The 20,745-nt window shown below is 60.3% G+C and carries 19 protein-coding genes; 13 read left to right on the top strand and 6 right to left on the bottom strand.

Translation table 11 applies throughout. The features are described from left to right. Positions 1 to 12: 12 nt before the first annotated feature. Together ACEN8Q_RS25365 and ACEN8Q_RS25360 are read right to left on the bottom strand one after the other, a co-directional pair. Positions 13 to 543 carry a DUF5943 domain-containing protein gene (locus ACEN8Q_RS25365; RefSeq protein WP_008019495.1) on the bottom strand — a complete coding sequence of 177 codons (531 nt, stop codon included), beginning with the start codon at positions 541 to 543 and terminating at the stop codon, positions 13 to 15. Positions 544 to 622: 79 nt separating this feature from the next. After that, the gene (locus tag ACEN8Q_RS25360; protein WP_096514542.1) at positions 623 to 1,600 is read right to left on the bottom strand and encodes a dipeptidase; all 978 of its coding nucleotides are present in this window, start codon (positions 1,598 to 1,600) and stop codon (positions 623 to 625) included. Between the two features lie 224 nt (positions 1,601 to 1,824). On the opposite strand from ACEN8Q_RS25360, the gene ACEN8Q_RS25355 reads away from it, so the two are divergent. Both ACEN8Q_RS25355 and ACEN8Q_RS25350 read left to right on the top strand, forming a co-directional pair. Next, positions 1,825 to 2,226, top strand: a complete 402-nt coding sequence (locus ACEN8Q_RS25355; RefSeq protein WP_413703899.1) for a lysozyme inhibitor LprI family protein — start codon at positions 1,825 to 1,827, stop codon at positions 2,224 to 2,226. Between the two features lie 61 nt (positions 2,227 to 2,287). After that, a complete protein-coding gene (locus ACEN8Q_RS25350) occupies positions 2,288 to 2,704 on the top strand; it encodes a DUF3010 family protein (RefSeq protein ID WP_413424856.1) in 417 nt (138 codons plus the stop codon). Positions 2,705 to 2,831: 127 nt separating this feature from the next. Here the strand turns inward: ACEN8Q_RS25350 and ACEN8Q_RS25345 are convergent, their stop codons facing one another. Further along, complete coding sequence (locus ACEN8Q_RS25345) at positions 2,832 to 3,776, bottom strand: GlxA family transcriptional regulator (RefSeq protein ID WP_085716447.1); 945 nt, start codon at positions 3,774 to 3,776, stop codon at positions 2,832 to 2,834. Positions 3,777 to 4,000: 224 nt separating this feature from the next. Between ACEN8Q_RS25345 and ACEN8Q_RS25340 the strand changes: the two genes are divergently transcribed. From ACEN8Q_RS25340 to ACEN8Q_RS25315, 6 genes are all read left to right on the top strand, one after another. Further along, positions 4,001 to 4,945: a choline ABC transporter substrate-binding protein gene (locus ACEN8Q_RS25340; RefSeq protein ID WP_413703898.1), complete on the top strand. Its 945-nt coding sequence runs from the start codon at positions 4,001 to 4,003 to the stop codon at positions 4,943 to 4,945. A gap of 96 nt (positions 4,946 to 5,041) precedes the next feature. Further along, a complete protein-coding gene (locus ACEN8Q_RS25335; RefSeq protein ID WP_103396696.1) occupies positions 5,042 to 5,929 on the top strand; it encodes a 3-keto-5-aminohexanoate cleavage protein in 888 nt (295 codons plus the stop codon). Between the two features lie 131 nt (positions 5,930 to 6,060). Further along, positions 6,061 to 7,026, top strand: a complete 966-nt coding sequence (locus tag ACEN8Q_RS25330) for an L-carnitine dehydrogenase (protein WP_095964145.1) — start codon at positions 6,061 to 6,063, stop codon at positions 7,024 to 7,026. A 166-nt stretch (positions 7,027 to 7,192) separates the two neighbouring features. Continuing rightward, positions 7,193 to 7,669, top strand: a complete 477-nt coding sequence (locus ACEN8Q_RS25325) for a thioesterase family protein (protein WP_413424861.1) — start codon at positions 7,193 to 7,195, stop codon at positions 7,667 to 7,669. A 13-nt stretch (positions 7,670 to 7,682) separates the two neighbouring features. Then, complete coding sequence (locus tag ACEN8Q_RS25320) at positions 7,683 to 8,846, top strand: gamma-butyrobetaine dioxygenase (protein WP_413424863.1); 1,164 nt, start codon at positions 7,683 to 7,685, stop codon at positions 8,844 to 8,846. Between the two features lie 381 nt (positions 8,847 to 9,227). Next, positions 9,228 to 9,494: a hypothetical protein gene (locus tag ACEN8Q_RS25315; protein ID WP_007995656.1), complete on the top strand. Its 267-nt coding sequence runs from the start codon at positions 9,228 to 9,230 to the stop codon at positions 9,492 to 9,494. Positions 9,495 to 9,578: 84 nt separating this feature from the next. On the opposite strand, the gene ACEN8Q_RS25310 is transcribed toward ACEN8Q_RS25315, so the two are convergent. Both ACEN8Q_RS25310 and ACEN8Q_RS25305 read right to left on the bottom strand, forming a co-directional pair. Beyond that, positions 9,579 to 10,682, bottom strand: a complete 1,104-nt coding sequence (locus ACEN8Q_RS25310) for a GlxA family transcriptional regulator (protein WP_090325880.1) — start codon at positions 10,680 to 10,682, stop codon at positions 9,579 to 9,581. A gap of 540 nt (positions 10,683 to 11,222) precedes the next feature. Next, positions 11,223 to 12,599, bottom strand: coding sequence for an L-serine ammonia-lyase (locus ACEN8Q_RS25305; protein ID WP_413426412.1), 1,377 nt, complete (start codon positions 12,597 to 12,599; stop codon positions 11,223 to 11,225). Positions 12,600 to 13,034: 435 nt separating this feature from the next. On the opposite strand from ACEN8Q_RS25305, the gene ACEN8Q_RS25300 reads away from it, so the two are divergent. The 3 genes from ACEN8Q_RS25300 to choV all read left to right on the top strand — a co-directional run bounded on the left by ACEN8Q_RS25300 (position 13,035) and on the right by choV (position 16,069). Further along, positions 13,035 to 13,982, top strand: coding sequence for a choline ABC transporter substrate-binding protein (locus ACEN8Q_RS25300; RefSeq protein ID WP_008019483.1), 948 nt, complete (start codon positions 13,035 to 13,037; stop codon positions 13,980 to 13,982). Between the two features lie 66 nt (positions 13,983 to 14,048). Then, the gene (gene choW / locus ACEN8Q_RS25295) at positions 14,049 to 14,894 is read left to right on the top strand and encodes a choline ABC transporter permease subunit (RefSeq protein ID WP_413426409.1); all 846 of its coding nucleotides are present in this window, start codon (positions 14,049 to 14,051) and stop codon (positions 14,892 to 14,894) included. After that, positions 14,891 to 16,069, top strand: a complete 1,179-nt coding sequence (gene choV, locus ACEN8Q_RS25290) for a choline ABC transporter ATP-binding protein (RefSeq protein WP_413426407.1) — start codon at positions 14,891 to 14,893, stop codon at positions 16,067 to 16,069. Before choW ends, choV begins: the two co-directional genes overlap by 4 nt. 209 nt (positions 16,070 to 16,278) lie before the next feature. Here choV and ACEN8Q_RS25285 read toward each other — a convergent pair whose 3' ends face one another. Beyond that, the gene (locus ACEN8Q_RS25285; protein WP_413426414.1) at positions 16,279 to 18,219 is read right to left on the bottom strand and encodes a BCCT family transporter; all 1,941 of its coding nucleotides are present in this window, start codon (positions 18,217 to 18,219) and stop codon (positions 16,279 to 16,281) included. A gap of 381 nt (positions 18,220 to 18,600) precedes the next feature. Between ACEN8Q_RS25285 and betI the strand changes: the two genes are divergently transcribed. Next, the gene (gene betI, locus ACEN8Q_RS25280; protein ID WP_085716437.1) at positions 18,601 to 19,194 is read left to right on the top strand and encodes a transcriptional regulator BetI; all 594 of its coding nucleotides are present in this window, start codon (positions 18,601 to 18,603) and stop codon (positions 19,192 to 19,194) included. 62 nt (positions 19,195 to 19,256) lie between these two features. Next, positions 19,257 to 20,729 (top strand): betaine-aldehyde dehydrogenase, encoded by a 1,473-nt coding sequence (gene betB / locus ACEN8Q_RS25275; RefSeq protein WP_413426405.1) that lies wholly within the window; start codon positions 19,257 to 19,259, stop codon positions 20,727 to 20,729. The last annotated feature ends 16 nt before the right edge of the window (positions 20,730 to 20,745 follow it).

The raw sequence follows: 20,745 nt of genomic DNA, 5'->3' as shown, positions 1-20,745 counted from the left end.
GGGTTCCTCGACTTACAACGGCTTGACGATGAACAAGCCGTCTTCGTGGCCCTCTTCGGAGCCACCGTAGACTTGCTCGGCCACGGTGCGGATCTTGCTGCCGCGAGCGGCGAGGATCTGGTCCATCGCGCCGGCAAACCAGCCGGTGAACATATAGTCGACCTTGCGCCCGACCTTGCCGTACACGTAGACGAACGCCGAGTGCTCGAGCTTGACGCTGCAGGTGCCTTTGTCGAGGTCGATGTCCTGGATCTTGAACAGGCCCCAGCCGCGCTGCGACAGGCGCTTCATGTAGTGCTCGAAAACCGCGACGCCTTCCAGGCCATGGCATTCGGCTTCTTTTTCACACCAGTGCCAGGCGGACTTGTAGCCGGCCTTGTAGAGGATTTCGGCATAGGCTTCGGCGCCCAGCACTTCCTCGATGCCCATGTGGTTGTTGACGAAGAAATGCCGCGGTACGTACAGCATCGGCAGGGCGTCGGAGGTCCAGACACCGGTTTCGCTGTCGACTTCGATTGGCAATTGCGGGGCGATCTTGGCCATGGAAACTTAACTCCAGAAGAATTTTGGTATTGCCCCCGGCGCGGATGGCCGGGGGGAAAAGATTCAGAAGTGCTGCGGCTTACTCGCCCCAGACGTCCTTGAGCACGTTGACCCAGTTCTCGCCCATGATCTTGCGCACCACGCGCTCGGAATGGCCGCGCTTGAGCAGTGTTTCGGTCAGGTTCGGGAACTCGCCCACGGTGCGGATGCCCAGCGGGTTGATGATCTTGCCGAAGCTGGTCAGGCGGCGGGCGTAGCCCTTGTCGTGGGTCAGGTATTCGAAGAAGTCCTGGCCATGGCCCTGTGTGAAGTCGGTGCCGATGCCGATGGCGTCTTCGCCAACGATGTTCAAGGTGTATTCAATGGCTTCGGCGTAGTCGTCGATGGTCGAGTCGATGCCCTTGGCCAGGAACGGCGCGAACATGGTCACGCCGACAAAACCGCCGTGGTCGGCAATGAACTTCAGTTCTTCATCGGACTTGTTGCGCGGGTGCTCCTTGAGCCCCGACGGCAGGCAGTGGGAGTAGCAGACCGGCTTCTTCGACTCGAGGATGACTTCTTCGGAAGTCTTGGAGCCGACGTGGGACAGGTCGCACATCACGCCAACCCGGTTCATCTCGGCGACGATTTCGCGACCAAAGCCCGACAGGCCGCCATCGCGCTCGTAGCAACCGGTGCCCACCAGGTTCTGGGTGTTGTAGCACATCTGCACGATACCGACGCCGAGCTGCTTGAACACCTCGACGTAGCCGATCTGGTCTTCATAGGCGTGGGCATTCTGGAAGCCGAAGAGGATACCGGTCTTGCCCTGCTCCTTGGCCTTGCGGATGTCGGCGGTGGTACGCACCGGAATCACCAGGTCGCTGTTCTCGCGGATCAGTTTCTGGCTGGCGGCGATGTTGTTGACGGTGGCCTGGAAGCCCTCCCACACCGACACGGTGCAGTTGGCCGCGGTCAGACCGCCTTTGCGCATGTCTTCAAACAGCTCGCGGTTCCACTTGGCAATAATCAGCCCGTCGATAACGATGCTGTCGGCGTGCAATTCGGCTGGGCTCATCAGGCTGTCCCCTTATTAGCGATTCATGCGCCGAATCGTCTGCCGGCGCTTTGGGGCCAGCATATGCCTCGGTGCAGGGGCAGCCGGGTGCAAAAACGACAGGGGGTTTGCCGAAAGCGTCAATCCGCGACAAAGGGTCGTAGTCAGGCACAATCAACGACCTGTTCAAGGCCCTCGGCTTGGGCCAGAATTCGCCGCATCACTGGAATAGAGCGGCGACCTGAATGAAATCCATCCTTCTGGCTTTGGCACTGATTGCGACCGGCGTACACGCAGCGGAGGTGTCCGACGACAACCCGTGCGACAAAGTCGAAAACGACGTCCAGACCCTCGAGTGCTCGGCGTTCAGCAAAACCACCGCCGAAGACCTGCTCAAGGAAAACCTCCAGGGCCTGACCGATCGCATGCAGTCGCAATACGGCAAGAACCCGTCGCAACTGGCCGACATCACGGCCAAGCTCAAGGCCGCCCAACAGCAATGGCTGAAGACCCGGGATGCCGACTGCGCCGTCGAAGCCTTCCCGGCCACCAATGGCAGCAAGGCGTTCACCATTGCCCAGAACGATTGCATTGCGCGGATGAGTGACGAACGGTCGGAGTTTTTGGAGTCGATCGGGCAGGAGTAATGCAATCGCCATACAGCTTGAGCTGTAAGCTGCTCACCTTCTGTCACTAACGGGATTCAACATGAAAGTCTGCGGCATCGAAATCAAGGGCATCGAAGCGATCATCGCATTGGCCACGCTGGATGGTCAGGCGCTGAGCCATGTCGCGCTCGCTACCAAGAAAATTGCCCTGGACGATGACGACGAAGCCGCCAACGTCAAAGTGTTCGCCGCTCAGGTCGCTTCGTTTGTCCGTGAGAATTCCATCGATCGCATCGCGATCAAGAAGCGCAGCAAGAAAGGCGAATTCGCCGGTGGGCCGACCACGTTCAAGATCGAAGGGGTTTTCCAGCTGCTGGAGAATTGCGAAGTGACCTTGCTGTCGCCGCAGACCATCAATGCTCAGGCCAAGAAGCACGGGTTTGAGCTGCCGGCGACGCTGAACAAGTATCAGCATGAGGCGTATAAGGCTGCCTGTTCGGCGTTACTGAAAAAGTAACCTTCAACCCTGTAGGAGCGAGCTCTGCTCGCGATGGACGTTAACGATTACGCGTGCTACCTGAATGAACGCGTCGCCCAGGCGTTTTTCGCGAGCAGAGCTCGCTCCTACAGCGGATCTCGAGTGTTCATGCTTTCGCGGTACGCCGGTCTTCTCGTGGGCACCGCTCGTATTTCGCCCGATAACTGCGGGTGAAATACGACGGCGATTCAAACCCGCAGGCAATGCTCACTTCCAGCACGCTCATGTCGGTCTGGCGCAGCAACTGCCGGGCTTTCTCCAGCCTTAAGCGCAGGTAGAAGTTGCTCGGCGTGTCGTTCAAGTGCAACCGAAACAGTCGCTCCAGCTGCCGCCGCGTCACCTTGATCGATTCCGCCAGTTCCAGCGTACTCAGCGGCGGTTCGCTGTGCTGCTCCATCTCGCCGATCACGTGCACCAGCTTCTTGTTGCTGATGCCATAACGCGTGGCGACTTCCATGCGCTGGTGGTCTTTGCGCGGACGGATACGGCCGAGCACGAATTGTTCGCTGACCTGGATCGCCAGCTCGGGGCCGTGGGCCTGGGCGATCAGATCCAGCATCAGGTCAATGGACGCGGTGCCACCGGCGGAGGTGATGCGTCGGCGGTCGATCTCGAACAGCTCCTGGGTGACGCTGAGCTGTGGATAGGACTCTTTGAAGGCGTCGATGGCTTCCCAGTGCAGGGTCAGGCGATGGCCGTCGAGCAACCCCGCCTCGGCGAGGATGAAGCTGCCGGTGTCGATGGCGCCGAGCGTCACGCCTTCGTTGTCCAGGCGGCGCAACCAGTGTTCCAGCGCCGGGGTGGCGAATTTCAGGGGTTCGAACCCGGCGACCACCAGCAGTGTCGCGCCTTTTTTCAACGGCTCCAGCGCCGCATCGGCGTTGACCGACATGCCGTTGCTGGCCAGCACCGCCCCGCCATCGGCGCTCAGCACATGCCAGCGATAGAGCTCGCCGCGAAAGCGATTGGCGACCCGCAACGGCTCGATGGCCGAGATGAATCCGATGGCCGAGAAACCCGGCATCAACAAGAAGTAGAAATCCTGGGACATGGAGCGCACTCGCTTAGCAGGTAACAAGAGGCCAGGTAACGGGAGGGCGGGCAGCGTGTGGACGTTGATACGCCACTTGCTCGTGGCATTCAAGAGCACAGGTCGCTGCAGTGCAAGAGTCGGTCGCCGCAGTGCGCTTTCAGGGGCGCTTAGCTGCGTAACTTGGCATCACCGGCGCATCAGACACCGGAACTCACAATAAACGAACTGCCGAGGAACCTGAGATGAAACGACTGATCAGCAGCTGTGTTCTTGCACTCAGTGGTACCGCTTTGCTGAGCGCCAGTGTCATGGCCGCCGAACCCGCCGCGTGCCAGAACGTGCGCATGGGTGTAGTGAACTGGACCGACGTGATCGCGACCAGCGCCATGACCCAGGTATTGCTCGATGGCATCGGCTACAGCACCAAACAAACCAGCGCCTCCCAGCAAATCATCTTCGCCGGGATCCGCGATCAGCGTCTGGACCTGTTCCTCGGCTACTGGAACCCGCTGATGACCCAGACCATCACCCCGTTCGTCGACGCCAAACAGGTCAAGGTGCTGGAAGCGCCAAGCCTGCAAGACGCCCGCGCGACCCTCGCCGTGCCGACCTACCTCGCCGACAAGGGTCTGAAAACCTTCGCCGACATCGCCAAGTTCGAAAAAGAACTGGGCGGCAAGATCTACGGCATCGAGCCTGGCTCGGGCGCCAACACCCAGATCAAGGCAATGATCTCCAAGAACCAGTTCGGCCTCGGCAAGTTCCAGCTGGTCGAGTCCAGCGAAGCCGGCATGCTCGCCGCCGTGGACCGCGCCGTTCGTCGCAACGAAGCCGTGGTGTTCTTCGGCTGGGCGCCGCACCCGATGAACGTCAACGTGAAAATGACCTACCTCACCGGCAGCGACGACGCCCTCGGCCCGAACGAAGGCAAGGCCACCGTGTGGACCGTCACCGCACCGACCTACGCCGAACAATGCCCGAACGTCGGTCGCCTGCTGAGCAACCTGACGTTCACCGCCGAAGACGAGAGCCGGATGATGCAGCCGCTGCTGGATCACAAGGACGCTTTCGCGTCGGCCAAACAATGGCTCAAGGATCACCCGCAGGACAAAAAACGCTGGCTTGAAGGCGTCACCACCTTCGATGGCAAACCGGCCGCTGAAAACCTGCAACTGACCAGTAAATAACCCTGATTTGAACCACCGACTCGCAGCCCCAACGGGCTGCGAACTGGACCACCACGCCCGGCCAAAACCAAAAACTCGCCTGTAAGGAACCGCCAAATGAACCACGACGTCATCATCACCTGCGCACTCACCGGTGCTGGCGACACGACCGCCAAGAGCCCACACGTGCCGGTCACCCCGAAACAAATCGCGGCTGCCGCCGTGGAAGCCGCCAAGGCCGGTGCCACCGTGGTTCACTGCCATGTGCGTGACCCGCAAACCGGCAAGTTCAGCCGTGACGTGGCGCTGTATCGCGAAGTGATGGAGCGTATCCGCGAGGCGGACGTGGACATCATCGTCAACCTCACCGCCGGCATGGGTGGCGACCTGGAAATCGGCGCTGGCGAGAACCCGATGGAGTTCGGCCCGAACACCGATCTGGTCGGCCCGCTGACCCGTCTGGCCCACGTCGAAGAATTGCTGCCGGAAATCTGCACCCTGGATTGCGGCACCCTGAACTTCGGCGACGGCGACACCATTTACGTCTCCACCCCGGCGCAGCTGCGTGCTGGCGCCAAACGCATTCAAGAGCTGGGCGTGAAGGCCGAGCTGGAAATCTTCGACACCGGTCACCTGTGGTTCGCCAAGCAGATGATCAAGGAAGGCCTGCTCGACAACCCGTTGTTCCAGCTGTGCCTGGGTATCCCTTGGGGCGCGCCGGCGGACACCACCACCATGAAAGCCATGGTCGACAACCTGCCGGCCGACGCGGTCTGGGCCGGCTTCGGTATCGGTCGCATGCAGATGCCGATGGCGGCGCAAGCGGTGTTGCTCGGCGGCAACGTGCGGGTCGGGCTGGAAGACAACCTGTGGCTGGACAAGGGCGTACTGGCGACCAACGGCCAACTGGTCGAGCGCGCCACGGAAATCCTCAGCCGCCTCGGTGCACGCGTCCTGACGCCGGCTGAAGGCCGCAAGAAAATGGGCCTGACAAAGCGCGGTTAATCCCACACATCCCCCCTGTAGGAGCGAGCTTGCTCGCGAAAAAGGTACAGCCGACGCCAATCAGCGCCTGGAATACCATCGCGAGCAAGCTCGCTCCTACAGAAGATCACCGAATTCTCTAGGAAATCGCCATGAGCTTTATCACCGAAATCAAAACCTTCGCCGCCCTGGGCAGCGGTGTCATCGGCAGCGGTTGGGTGTCCCGCGCCCTCGCCCATGGCCTGGATGTAGTGGCCTGGGACCCGGCCCCCGGTGCCGAAGCGGCCCTGCGCAAGCGTGTCGCCAATGCCTGGGGCGCGCTGGAAAAACAAGGCCTGGCGCCAGGTGCGTCGCAGGATCGCCTGCGCTTTGTCGCGACCATCGAAGAGTGCGTGCGCGATGCCGACTTCATCCAGGAAAGCGCCCCGGAACGACTGGAGCTGAAACTGGACCTGCACAGCAAAATCAGCGCGGCGGCCAAGCCCAATGCGTTGATCGGCTCCAGCACCTCCGGCCTGTTGCCGAGCGAGTTCTACGAAAGCGCCACGCATCCGGAACGCTGCGTGGTCGGTCACCCGTTCAACCCGGTTTACCTGCTGCCATTGGTGGAAGTGGTCGGCGGCAAGAACACCGCACCTGAAGCGGTGCAAGCGGCGATGAAAGTCTATGAATCCCTGGGGATGCGCCCGTTGCACGTGCGCAAGGAAGTACCGGGCTTCATCGCTGACCGCCTGCTCGAAGCGCTGTGGCGCGAGGCGCTGCACCTGGTCAACGACGGCGTGGCGACTACCGGCGAAATCGACGATGCAATCCGCTTCGGCGCCGGTTTGCGCTGGTCGTTCATGGGCACGTTCCTGACTTACACCCTGGCCGGTGGTGATGCCGGCATGCGCCACTTCATGGCACAGTTTGGTCCGGCATTGCAGTTACCCTGGACTTACCTGCCGGCTCCGGAACTGACCGACAAGCTGATCGACGACGTGGTCGATGGCACCAGCGATCAACTGGGTAAACACAGCATTTCGGCGCTGGAGCGCTATCGTGATGACTGCCTGCTGGCGGTGCTGGAGGCGGTGAAGACCACCAAAGAGAAGCATGGGATGGCGTTCAGCGAGTAAGCCTCAAGCCAATGGGGCAGCAGGTCTGCCCCCTTCGCGAGCAAGCCCGCTCCCACATTGGATTTGCGGTGTGACATAGACAGTGTTCACGACAGAAATCCCTTGTGGGAGCGGGCTTGCTCGCGAAAGCGGCGGTACCGTCACCACACATATTGGAAGTTAAACCATGCCCGCACTGACCACCTACCAGACCACCATCATCCCCGACTGGGTCGACTACAACGGCCACCTGCGCGATGCGTTCTACTTGCTGATTTTCAGCTACGCCACCGATGCCCTGATGGATCGCCTGGGCCTGGACAGCAACAGCCGGGAAGCCAGCGGCAACTCGCTGTTCACCCTCGAACTGCACCTGAACTACCTGCACGAAGTGAAGCTCGACGCCCAGGTCGAAGTGCATACCCAAATCGTCGCCCACGACAGCAAGCGCGTGCACCTCTATCACAGCCTGCATTTGGTCGGGGATACCGAGGAACTTGCAGGCAACGAACAGATGCTGCTGCACGTGGATCTCGCCGGGCCGCGTTCGGCACCGTTCAGCGAGCAATCCCTGAGCCGACTGCAAGCCATCGTCGCCGAACAGGCGGACCTGCCGACACCCGAATACATTGGCCGAGTGATCGCATTACCCGCAAAAAAATAACAAGGAGATCGCCATGAACACCGCCGCTGCATTTGCTGACTTTCGTACCTATCCGTTGATCAGCGCGCTGGCTGGCGTGCAGACTCTGGCGGACCGTGTTCTGGTGAGCTGGGCCGACGATCGTGTCAGCCCTTTCCACCATCAATGGCTACGGGACAATTGCCCGTGCCCGCAGTGCGTCTACACCGTGACCCGCGAGCAAGTGCTGGAAATCGTCGATGTGGCTCAGGATCTGATGCCCGAGAGCGCCAGTATCGACAACGATGGCTGTCTGGCGATTGCCTGGCAGGACGGCCACAGCAGCCGCTTCGACCCCGGCTGGCTACGCGCCCACGCCTATGACGATCAATCCCGCGCCGAGCGCCAGCAGCGCAAGCCTGTAGCCAGGCTCTGGCACAGCGATTTGCAGTTGCCGGTGTTCGAATATCAAGCGCTGATGAACGACTCCGACGCCTTGTTGCAATGGTTGTTGGCGGTGCGGGATGTCGGATTGACCCAGGTCCGTGGCGTGCCCACCGCGCCAGGTTCCCTGAAGCTGATCGCCCAACGGATTTCCTTCATCCGCGAGAGCAATTTCGGCGTGCTGTTCAACGTGCAATCCAAGGCCGATGCCGACAGCAACGCCTACACCGCTTTCAACCTGCCGTTGCACAGCGATTTGCCGACCCGGGAGCTGCAACCGGGGCTGCAATTCCTGCACTGCCTGGTCAATGACGCCGAAGGTGGCGAGAGCATCTTTGTCGACGGTTTTGCCATTGCCGACGCCTTGCGCCGGGAAGACCCCGAGTCCTTCAAAAACCTCTGCGAAATCCCCGTGGAGTTTCGCAACAAGGACCGTCACAGCGACTACCGCTGTCTCGCGCCGATCATTGCCCTGGATGCGCTGGGGCAGGTGTCGGAAATCCGCATGGCGAACTTTCTGCGCGGACCATTCGATGCCTCGGTAGAGCAGATGCCCAGGCTGTACAAGGCCTACCGACGCTTTATCGCGATGACCCGCGAGCCTCGATTCAGATTGATGCAGCGGCTCAATCCCGGTGAGCTGTGGTGCTTTGACAACCGCCGCACCCTGCATGCCCGCAACGCCTTCGACCCCGCCACCGGGGCACGGCATTTCCAGGGCTGCTATGTCGACCGGGATGAGTTGTTGTCGCGCATCCTGGTGTTGCAACGCTAGGCCGCGTCATCGTTCTTCGTCGGAACGCCGCCCGGAGCAAGCCCGCTCCCACAGGTTATACGCAATCCCTGTGGGAGCGGGCTTGCTCGCGAAGACGGTATCTCAATCAAAACAAGACCCACTGATTCACAGACAAAAAAAACCCCGATCAAGCCGTGACAGGATCGAGGCAGAGGGTACTGTTGAGGAGCCGCCGTGCGAGGGTGACCAAACCTTCGTGAAGCGAGCTGAGTCCAGTGTGCCCACTCCCCCGCGGACCAGGTTAGCCGAAAACGACATGTTCATAACCAATTGAGCCATTGCGACAAATCGTCCTTGCCGACACCCGGCACCCCCACCAGAATCGAACCACGACACCGTTCCCTGAAGAAGGATTGCGTCATGATGCACGCCGATTTGATAGACCAGGAAGACCTGTTGGGCCAGCTCAAGTCATTGGGTTTCGAAGTGCCCACCGGCGCCACCGCAGAACAAGCCTGCGAGTGTGCGGTACGGGGTTTGAACGATGTACGGGCGATGACCTTGCGGACCATGGTCAAGCAGATGTACACCAGCAGCGCGACCATCCTGCCGGCGGTGCGCCAGGCGATCGACAAGCAGTTGTTGCCGGCATTGGCGGAGTATCAGCAGAGCCACACAGGCCGATAAAAAGCCTTCGCGAGCAAGCCCGCTCCCACATTGGAATGCATTCCAATGTGGGAGCGGGCTTGCTCGCGAAGGGAGCGACTCGGTCTAGAGCCTTACGCTGGCAAAGGTCGACTCGTTACGCGCCTGGCTCAGCGCCGACAACGGCCCGGACAACGGCGACAGCACCAGCGCTTGCGGCAGCGGCATCATCGCCACTTGCTGGGTAGTGTTGGAGCCTACGCGCTCGTCGCGCGGCGGAATGCCGAAGTACTCGCGATAGCACTTGGAGAAATGCGGCGTGGACACGAAACCGCAGACCGACGCCACTTCGATGATCGACATCGGCGTTTGCTTGAGCAATTGCCGCGCACGGATCAGGCGCAGCTTGAGGTAGTAACGCGATGGCGAGCAGTGCAGGTACTTCTGGAACAGGCGTTCGAGCTGACGACGGGACACCGCGACATACACCGCCAGTTCGTCGAGGTCGATCGGCTCTTCGAGGTTGGCTTCCATCAGCGCAACGATTTCCTGCAATTTTGGCTGGTTGGTGCCGAGCATGTGCTTGAGCGGCACACGCTGGTGATCCTGTTCGTTGCGGATGCGCTCGTAGACGAACATTTCCGAAATGGCCGCCGACAGTTCGCGACCGTGATCGCGGCTGATCAGGTGCAGCATCATGTCCAGCGGCGCGGTGCCGCCCGAGCTGGTGAAACGATTACGGTCGAGGGTGAACAGACGGGTGCTCATGGCTACCCGCGGGAAAGCTTCCTGCATTGCTGCCAGACATTCCCAGTGCACGCTGCAATCGAAGCCGTCGAGCAGGCCGGCGCAGGCCAGGGCCCAGCTGCCGGTGCACACCGCGCCGAGGCGGCGGGACTGACGGGCCTGGCTTTGCAGCCATGAAACGTGTTCCCGGGTAACAGTGCGCTGAATACCGATACCGCCGCAGACGATGACAGTGTCCATTGGCGGGGCTTTGTGCATGGAGGCGTCGGGGGTGATCTGCAGGCCGTCACTGGCCCAGACCTGACCGCCATCGACGGTGAGGGTAGTCCAGCGATACAGCTCGCGACCGGACAATTGGTTGGCCATGCGCAGGGGTTCCACTGCGGAGGCCAGAGAAATCAGCGTGAAATTGTCCAGCAGCAGAAAGCCGATGGATTGAGGCGCACGGTTCTGGGGTTGGGCCCCGGAGTTGAACGACGTCATCGCGGTATCTCCTCACACAAAGCGGGTGATGGCCTCAGGCGGAGGCTCTTGTTATTGCCATCGTTCTCGCGTGGGAGACGGGCTTTGTAATGACAGAGCAATTGCCATGCCTAAATTTGAATGCGCGTTCAATAACTCCTAAAAACGACGTCGGAATGTGTCTATATATGACGCGCAGGGAGTGGGGATTTAAATGGCCATCAGGGCTGGCAAGCGCCCCGGCCCACAAGCTGTGAGCAATTCGGTAGCACTTGTGGGAACAGGGCTACGAGCCGCTGGAAAAGAGTGTCACCGCAGGCACGGGTGACGAATGGTCGAGGCCTTGAATGACTCCGACCGCTGGCAGGACGATTTATCTATGAGCGACGCACTAAAAGGCGGCGCGGTTTCGAGCGGGTGTTCACTTGGCGCGCAGTTTTGACTGGTCTGCCGCTATCGCGGGCAAGCCCGCTCCCACAGGGATTTTGGGTGTGATCAAGATATCAGCCACACCAAAGAACCTGTGGGAGCTGGCTTGCCAGCGATGAAGTCAGCTAGATCTCAGCACTCGACGGCGCTGACCGCCAACCCACCCCGCGATGTCTCCTTATATTTGTCATGCATGTCGGCACCGGTATCGCGCATGGTGCGGATCACCCGGTCCAGCGAGATAAAGTGCTGGCCATCGCCGCGCAAAGCCATTTGCGCCGCATTGATCGCCTTGACCGCGGCAATTGCGTTGCGCTCGATGCATGGCACCTGGACCAGCCCGCCCACCGGGTCGCAGGTCAGGCCGAGGTTGTGTTCCAGCCCGATCTCCGCCGCGTTGCACAGTTGCTCTGGCGTGGCGCCAAGAATTTCCGCCAGCCCGGCCGCCGCCATGGCGCAGGCCGAACCGACTTCGCCCTGGCAACCAACTTCGGCACCGGAAATCGAGGCGTTTTTCTTGCACAGGATTCCCACCGCCGCCGCACCGAGGAAGTAGTCGACGACATTGGCGTCGGTCACCGCTTCGCTGAACTTCATGAAGTAATGCAACACCGCCGGAATGATCCCCGCCGCGCCATTGGTCGGTGCCGTGACCATGCGCCCGCCGGCGGCGTTTTCTTCGTTGACCGCCAGGGCGAACAGGTTGACCCACTCCATGGCGCTCAAGGTCGAGCCGATCACGTTGGGTTTGTTCAATTCCTGCAAGCTGCGATGCAGCTTGGCCGCGCGGCGGCGCACGTTCAGCCCGCCGGGCAGGATGCCTTCGTGTTTCAGGCCTTGTTCGACGCAATCCTGCATGGCGCGCCAGAGCTTCATCAGGCCGCTGCGGATTTCCTCTTCGCTGCGCCAGACTTTCTCGTTGGCCATCATCAATTCAGCCACACGCAGGTTGTGTTTTTTACACAGCTCCAACAGCTCGGCGGCGCTGGAGAAATCGTAGGGCAATTCGGTGCGATCGAGGTCGACGACACCACTGGAGGCCTGGGCTTCATCGACGACAAAACCGCCGCCGACCGAATAGTAGGTGTCGCGATGCAATTCGCCGTCATCGCCTTCGACAATCAGGGTCATGGCGTTGGGGTGATACGGCAGGTTTTCGTCGATCAGGCGCATGTCCCTGGCCCAGATAAACGGTACCGACAGCCGACTGTCGAGCAACAGCGTGTGGGTTTCGCGCAGGGCCTGGATGCGGATGCCGATTTGCGACGGATCGATCGCGTCCGGCCACTCGCCCATCAGGCCCATGATCACCGCGTTGTCGCTGCCGTGGCCGATGCCGGTGGCCGACAACGAGCCGAACAGCCGGACTTCGACACGCCGCACCTGCTCCAGCAAACCACGCTCGCGCAATCCCTGCACAAACAACGCCGCCGCCCGCATGGGCCCCACGGTGTGCGAACTGGAAGGACCGATGCCGATTTTGAACAGGTCGAAAACACTGATAGCCATTACTGCCGAACTCCTGGATGGGCCTACTGCGCACGCAAAAGCGCACGGTAACGGAGCTGCTACGCTCAAGCTGCAATCCGCCGAGATGACCGCATCATCAAGCTTTTATCGTGTTGTTCGACGTCTCTAACCGACGCACTCATGCCCAACAGCGCCGCGTGTCTTTTACGCCGTGTTTTCGCCGTTTTTTTGCGATTCAGAGCGAGAAAATGGGCTGAAAAAATCTGTAAACGACGTCACCGACACTGGATGCGACCATCCCTGTACTGGATACGACGCACCCTGTAGGCGTCAGATTTTCACTGGTACATGATCATATCGACTCGATTGCAAGGCGCCGTGGTAGAGCTGTCTCCAGAACGCCATCCAACCGCAACCTATAAGTGCGGTGGTCCAGTCGGAACACTGCCAAAAAAAACACCAAGGAGTCCATCCATGAAAGGTTCCCCGTCGTTGTTGTTGGCCGCCATGCTTAGTCTGCCGGTTCTGGCGCAAGCCGCAGAACCGGCGCAGTGCAGTACCGTAAACTTCTCCGATGTCGGCTGGACCGACATCACCGCGACAACCGCGACCACCAGCGTCGTGCTCAACGCCCTCGGCTACAAGACCAAGACCACCATGATTTCCGTGCCCGTGACCTACAAGTCCCTGGCCGACGGCAAGAACATGGACATATTCCTCGGCAACTGGATGCCGACCATGGAAAACGACATCAAGGCCTACCGCGATGCCGGCACCGTGGACACCGTGCGCACCAACCTCAAGGGCGCCAAGTACACCCTCGCCGTTCCCCAGGCGCTATACGACAAAGGGCTGCATGACTTCGCCGACATCGCCAAGTTCAAGAAAGAACTCGACGGCAAGATCTACGGCATCGAGCCTGGCAACGACGGTAACCGCCTGATCCAGACGATGATCGACAAGAACGCCTTCGGCCTCAAGGACGCGGGCTTCAAGGTCGTAGAGTCCAGCGAAGCCGGCATGCTGTCGCAGGTCGACCGCGCTCAGAAACGCGACACCGCCGTGGTCTTCCTCGGTTGGGCGCCGCACCCGATGAACAAGCGCTTCAAGATTCAATACCTGACCGGCGGCGACGATTTCTTTGGCCCGGATTTCGGTGCTGCCACCGTGGCGACCAACACCCGCAAGGGTTACGCCGAAGAATGCAGCAACGTGGGCCAACTGCTGAAAAACCTGGAGTTCACCGTCGACATGGAAAGCGAACTCATGGGCAACATCCTGGACGACAAGATGAAGCCTGACGCGGCCGCCAAGGCCTGGCTTAAAAAGAATCCACAGGTGCTCGATACCTGGCTCGCTGGCGTGACCACCACTGACGGTAAACCTGGCCTGGAAGCCGTGAAAGCCAAGCTGAATCAGTAATCGCTTATGCCGGACGGCTTCGGCCGTCCGGGCTGTTTATTTCCTTGCATGCGGACGTTCACTACCATGCTGATTGATCAGAAAATCCCTTTAGGCCAGTACATCGCGAGCTTCGTTGAATGGTTGACGCAACACGGCGCCAGCACCTTCGACGCAATCGCCGTGTCACTGGAAACGATGATCCACGGCGTGACGTTTGCGCTGACCTGGTTCAACCCGCTGGCACTGATCGGCCTGATCGCGCTACTGGCACACTTCATTCAACGAAAATGGGGCCTGACCGCGTTTGTCGTTGCCTCCTTTCTGCTGATCCTCAATCTGGGGTACTGGCAGGAAACCATGGAAACCCTCGCCCAGGTGATGTTCGCCACCCTGGTCTGCGTGGTCATCGGCGTACCGCTGGGCATCGTCGCGGCGCACAAGCCGATGTTCTACACTTTAATGCGTCCGGTACTCGATCTGATGCAGACCGTACCGACCTTCGTTTACCTCATTCCTACCCTGACCCTCTTCGGGCTGGGTGTGGTCCCGGGCCTGATCTCCACGGTGGTGTTCGCGATTGCCGCGCCCATCCGCCTGACCTACCTGGGTATCCGCGATGTCCCGGAAGAATTGATGGACGCCGGCAAGGCCTTTGGCTGCTCGCGTCGCCAACTGCTGACGCGGATCGAACTGCCTCACGCCATGCCGAGCATCGCGGCCGGCATCACCCAGTGCATCATGCTGTCGTTGTCGATGGTGGTGATCGCGGCACTGGTAGGCGCCGACGGATTGGGTAAACCGGTGGTCAACGCACTGAATACCGCTGATATCGCCCTGGGCTTCGAAGCGGGCCTGGCGATCGTACTGCTGGCGATCATGCTCGACCGTATCTGCAAACAACCCGAAGCCAAAGTAGGGGGTGACGCATGAGCATTATTCGCTTCGAAGACGTCGACGTGATCTTCACCAAAGATCCACGCGAGGCACTGAAACTTCTCGATCAAGGCTTGACCCGCAGCGAGATCCTGAAAAAGACCGGGCAGATCGTTGGCGTCGAAAAGGCCAGCCTGGATATCGAAAAAGGTGAAATCTGTGTGCTGATGGGCTTGTCCGGCTCCGGCAAATCCAGCCTGCTGCGCTGCATCAACGGCCTCAACACCGTCAGCCGCGGCAAGCTGTTCGTCGAGCACGAAGGCAAGCAGATCAACATTGCTTCCTGCTCCGCCGCCGAACTGAAAATGATGCGCACCAAGCGCATTGCGATGGTGTTCCAGAAGTTCGCCCTGATGCCCTGGCTGACCGTTCGCGAGAACATCAGCTTCGGCCTGGAGATGCAGGGTCGTCCCGAGAAAGAACGCCGCAAGCTGGTGGACGACAAACTTGAGCTGGTGGGCCTGACCCAGTGGCGCAACAAGAAGCCCAACGAGCTGTCCGGTGGTATGCAGCAACGCGTGGGCCTGGCCCGTGCGCTGGCGATGGACGCCGACATCCTTTTGATGGACGAACCGTTCTCGGCCCTCGACCCGCTGATCCGCCAGGGCCTGCAAGACGAACTACTGGAACTGCAACGCAAGCTGCACAAGACCATCGTGTTCGTGAGCCACGACCTCGACGAAGCCCTGAAACTGGGCAGCCGTATCGCGATCATGAAAGACGGCCGGATCATCCAGTACAGCAAACCGGAAGAAATCGTCCTCAACCCTGCGGACGACTACGTGCGGACCTTCGTGGCCCACACCAACCCGCTGAACGTACTGTGCGGTCGCAGCCTGATGCGCACCCTGGACAACTGCAAACGCATCAACGGCTCGGTATGCCTGGATCCGGGCGGCGATTCGTGGCTGGACCTGGCAGAAGGCAACACCATCAAAGGCGCGCGCAAGAACGGCTCGAGCATGGACCTGCAGAACTGGATGCCGGGGCAAGCCGTCGAAGGCCTGGAACGCAAGCCGACTCTGGTGGACTCCAACATCGGCATGCGCGACGCGCTGCAGATTCGTTATCAGACCGGCAACAAACTGGTGCTGCACGATAACAACCATGTGGTGGGGATTCTTGGCGACAGCGAGCTGTATCACGCACTGCTCGGCAAGAACCTGGGGTAAGGCAACAGATGCAAAAACGCCGCGAGAGTATCGCGGCGTTTTTGTTTGTGGGGTATCGGGTGATGCAGCTTTGCGGCTGATTGCCCCTTCGCGAGCAAGCCCGCTCCCACATTTGATCTGCGGTGTTCACAAATCCAATGTGGGAGCGGGCTTGCTCGCGAAGAATGCGACGCGGTGCTTCAGACAGAAACACCGCATCAGTTCAGAACTCAGCTATAAACCCGGCCAAGGAGCTGCCGATGGCTTTCAAACTGGTCGAGCACGTCACGGGTGATCTGATCCTGGGTGAAGCCCATCAAGTCGTAGTCCTGGCTGCCGTTGTGCAGGTACACCTCTGCGCGGTAGTAACGCTGACGCGCCTCATCGGACTGAGCCGATTCGGTTGGCGTGGCCAGGTAGCCGTCCAGGCTCACTTCGTAGACAAACGGGTTGCCCTCATCCATCTCGATCCGCAGGCCCATGCAACGCTTGGACTTGCCCAGCAGCGTCTGCACTTGCAGCCCTTGCGTACGCAACTGCACAGCCGCATCGTCCAGCGCCGGAGTCACGTGCTTGTCCATGAAACGCTGGACCACCGACTGGCTCGGTTGCAGGTCCAACTGGGTCAAACGCTCAGTGAAACCACGGCGCCCGCGTGCCGCCAGCTCCGCTTGTTCCTGTTCGATCTGTACGTCCTGGCGCATGGCCTTGTGCAAGCCGAACATGAAGAACACCAGCACCACCGAGAACGGCAGACCGGCCAGTACCACCATGGTTTGCATGGCTTCGAAGTTGCCGGCGAACAGCAGGCCGATGGTCACCAGGGTGATCACCACCGACCAGAAGATCCGCAGCCAGTGCGGTGCGTCTTCGTCGACGGTGCCGCCTTTGCAGGACAGGTTGGCCATCATCACCGCGCCGGAATCCGCCGGGGTCAGGAACAGCACGAAACCGACAAAGATCGACACGCCGATCACCACTTTCGACGCCGGGTAATGCTCAAGCAACTGGTAGATCGCCATGGATGGCTGTTCCAGCGCAGTCTTCCCGAGCTCTACCGCCCCATGGTTCATCACCAGGTCCAGGGCCGAGTTACCGAAGATCGACAGCCACGCCAGAGTAAAGCCCAGCGGAATCAACAGCACGCCCGCGACCAGCTCACGCACGGTGCGACCACGGGAAATACGCGCAATGAACATGCCCACGAATGGCGCCCAGGAAATCCACCAGGCCCAATAGAACAGGGTCCACAGGCCCAGCCAGCGGTCGGACTTCTCACTGTCGCCTTCGTACACATAGAGGTCGAAAGTCTTCAGCACCACGCCGTTCAGGTAGTCACCGACGTTCTGCACGAAGCCGTTGAGCAGGTGCAGGGTCGGGCCGAACAACAGGACGAAAATCAGCAGGCCGCTGAACAGCACGATGTTCAGGTTGGACAGACGACGGATGCCGTTTTCCACACCCGACACGGCAGCGATGGTCGCCACGGTGCTCATCACGATGATCACGATCAGCAGGTTGGTGTTGCTGTGCTCCATGCCGAACAGGTTTTCCAGCCCCGACGACACTTGCAGCGAACCAATCCCCAGGTTGGTCACCAGACCCAGCAGGGTCACGAACATGCCGAAGCCGTCCACCGCATGCCCGGCCGCGCCCTTGACCCAACGCTCACCCACCAGCGGGTACAACGCCGAGCGCAACGCCAGCGGCTGGTTATGCCGGTAGGCAAAGTACGCCACGGCCAGGCCGACCAGCGCGTAGATCGCCCAGCCATGCAGGCCCCAATGCAAGAAGGTCAGTTGCACTGCCTGACGGGCGGCAAGGTTGCTGCCGGCCACGCCTTCCGGCGGGTTGAAGTAGTGGTCCAGCGGCTCGGATGCACCGAAGTACAGCAGCGAAATACCGATACCCGAGGAGAACAGCATCCCCGCCCAGGCGCCGTAGCTGAAGTCCGGGGTGTCATCCTTGCTGCCGAGCTTGAGTTTGCCGTAGGACGAAAACGCCAGGCCGACGACAAAAATCAGGTAGGCGGCAATCACCACCATGTAGTACCAGCCGAAGCTGCGGGACAACCAGGCTTGCGCCGTACCCAGCATTCTGCCGGCCTCTTGCGGGGCGATGATCAGAATGGCGGTCAACAGCAGAATCAACGCGGTAGAGGTGTAGAACACCCAACCGTTGACCGTCACCTTCTCGGGTGGGGTCTTTATTAGCGAGGCAGAACTCATGGCACAGATGCTCCGGGCAGTGCGAGAGAAGAACGCAAGACAAACGGGTTACCCGACCAATCGGTTAGTGGGCAGCCGACCGGCGGGTGATATAAAGACAGCCCGAAAAAAGCCCGAAGCCCATGAGACGCCGTGGCGTACAGGCTTCGAGCCGTTTCGGATGTCGGTTTGCCGCCATTTACACGCAGGAAAAATCTGTAAGCAGCGACGAATTGTCGCAGATCTTATTCTTTGTTGATTGAACGTTCAATCAAAACAAAATAGACTGGCCCTCAAGCCGGTAGCCGTCTGACGTCTGCCGCAAGGCCTAAGGAGATGTGCAAGATGCCCAAGGTCGGTATGCAACCCATCCGCCGCCAGCAATTGATCGAAGCCACTTTGCTGGCCGTCGATCAGGTCGGAATGGGGGACGCCAGCATTGCGCTGATCGCCCGCTTGGCCGGTGTCTCGAACGGCATCATCAGTCACTACTTTCAGGACAAGAATGGCCTGATAGCTGCCACGGCGCAGTACCTGATGAGTGTCCTGAGCGAGAACGTCACCGCGCGCCGTCAGGCGCTGAAGGACAACAGCCCACGGGCTCACCTTCAGGTGATCATCGAAGGCAACTTCGACGCCAGCCAGGTCAATGGCCCGGCAATGAAAACCTGGCTGGCCTTCTGGGCCACCAGCATGCACCACCCGTCTTTGCACAGGTTGCAGCGGATCAACGATCACCGTCTGTATTCCAACCTGTGTTGCCAGTTCCGCCGCGTACTGCCGCTCGAAGATGCGCGCAGTGCAGCCCGTGGCCTGGCAGCCCTTATTGACGGCTTGTGGTTGCGCGGCGCGCTGTCGGGAGACTCTTTCGACACCGAGCAGGCGCACCGGATCGCTTACGAATACATGGATCTACAACTGGCCAAGCAGGTGAGTTAGAGCACACATAGAACGCTCGACACCTGAATCGCGCCAACAACCAATGCACTTGCGAGGACAATATGGCCCGTTTCGAACTGCAAAAACTCTACATCGATGGCGCTTACAGCGACGCCAGCAGCGACGCCACTTTCGAAGCCATCAACCCGGCTAACGGTGAAGTCCTCGCAAAAGTACAACGTGCGACCAAGGAAGACGTCGAGCGCGCTGTGGTCAGCGCCGAAAAGGGCCAGAAAATCTGGGCTGCGATGACCGCCATGGAGCGTTCGCGCATCCTGCGTCGCGCCGTGGAAATCCTGCGCGAGCGCAACGATGAACTGGCTGCCCTGGAAACCCTGGACACCGGTAAAGCATTCTCCGAAACCAAATACGTCGACATCGTCACCGGTGCCGACGTGCTGGAATACTACGCGGGCCTGGTACCGGCCATCGAAGGCGAGCAGATCCCGCTGCGCACCACTTCGTTCGTCTACACCCGTCGCGAGCCGCTGGGCATCGTGGCCGGTATCGGCGCGTGGAACTACCCGATCCAGATCGCCCTGTGGAAATCCGCACCGGCCCTGGCCGCCGGTAACGCGATGATCTTCAAGCCGAGTGAAGTCACCTCGCTGACCACCCTGAAACTGGCCGAGATCTACACCGAAGCCGGCCTGCCGAATGGCGTGTTCAACGTCCTGACCGGCAGCGGCCGTGAAGTCGGCACCTGGCTGACCGAGCACCCGCGCATCGAGAAAGTCTCCTTCACCGGCGGCACCGACACCGGCAAGAAAGTCATGGCCAGCGCCTCGGCTTCCTCGCTGAAAGACGTGACCATGGAACTGGGCGGCAAGTCCCCGCTGATCATCTGCGACGACGCCGACCTCGATCGCGCCGCCGACACCGCGATGATGGCCAACTTCTACAGCTCCGGCCAGGTCTGCACCAACGGCACTCGCGTGTTCGTGCCAGCTCACCTGAAAGCAGCCTTCGAAGCCAAGATCGTCGAGCGCGTTGCACGCATCCGCATCGGCAACCCGGAAGACGAAAACACCAACTTCGGCCCGCTGGTCAGCTTCGCCCACATGGAAAACGTGCTGGGCTACATCGCCAAGGGCAAGGAAGAAGGCGCCCGCGTACTGTGCGGCGGTGAGCGTCTGACCGACGGTGAATTCGCCAAGGGTGCATTCGTGGCCCCGACCGTGTTCACCGACTGCACCGACGACATGACCATCGTCCGTGAAGAGATCTTTGGCCCGGTGATGGCGATCCTCACCTACGAAACCGAAGAAGAAGTGATCCGCCGCGCCAACGACACCGACTTCGGCCTGGCCGCCGGCATCGTTACCAAGGACCTGAACCGCGCTCACCGTGTGATCCATCAACTGGAAGCCGGTATCTGCTGGATCAACGCCTGGGGCGAGTCCGACGCGAAGATGCCGGTTGGCGGCTACAAGCAGTCGGGTGTTGGTCGTGAGAACGGCATCAGCTCGCTGAACAACTTCACCCGCATCAAATCGGTACAGGTCGAGCTGGGCGATTACGCCTCGGTGTTCTAAGACCCGAGCCTTGTAT

Origin of the sequence: Pseudomonas sp. Pseusp16 (assembly GCF_047324915.1) — a bacterium.
GTDB classification, from domain to species: domain Bacteria; phylum Pseudomonadota; class Gammaproteobacteria; order Pseudomonadales; family Pseudomonadaceae; genus Aquipseudomonas; species Aquipseudomonas fluorescens_CD.
Note: the sequence above shows the minus strand (reverse complement) of the source record. Positions and strands in the feature narration are given on the sequence as shown.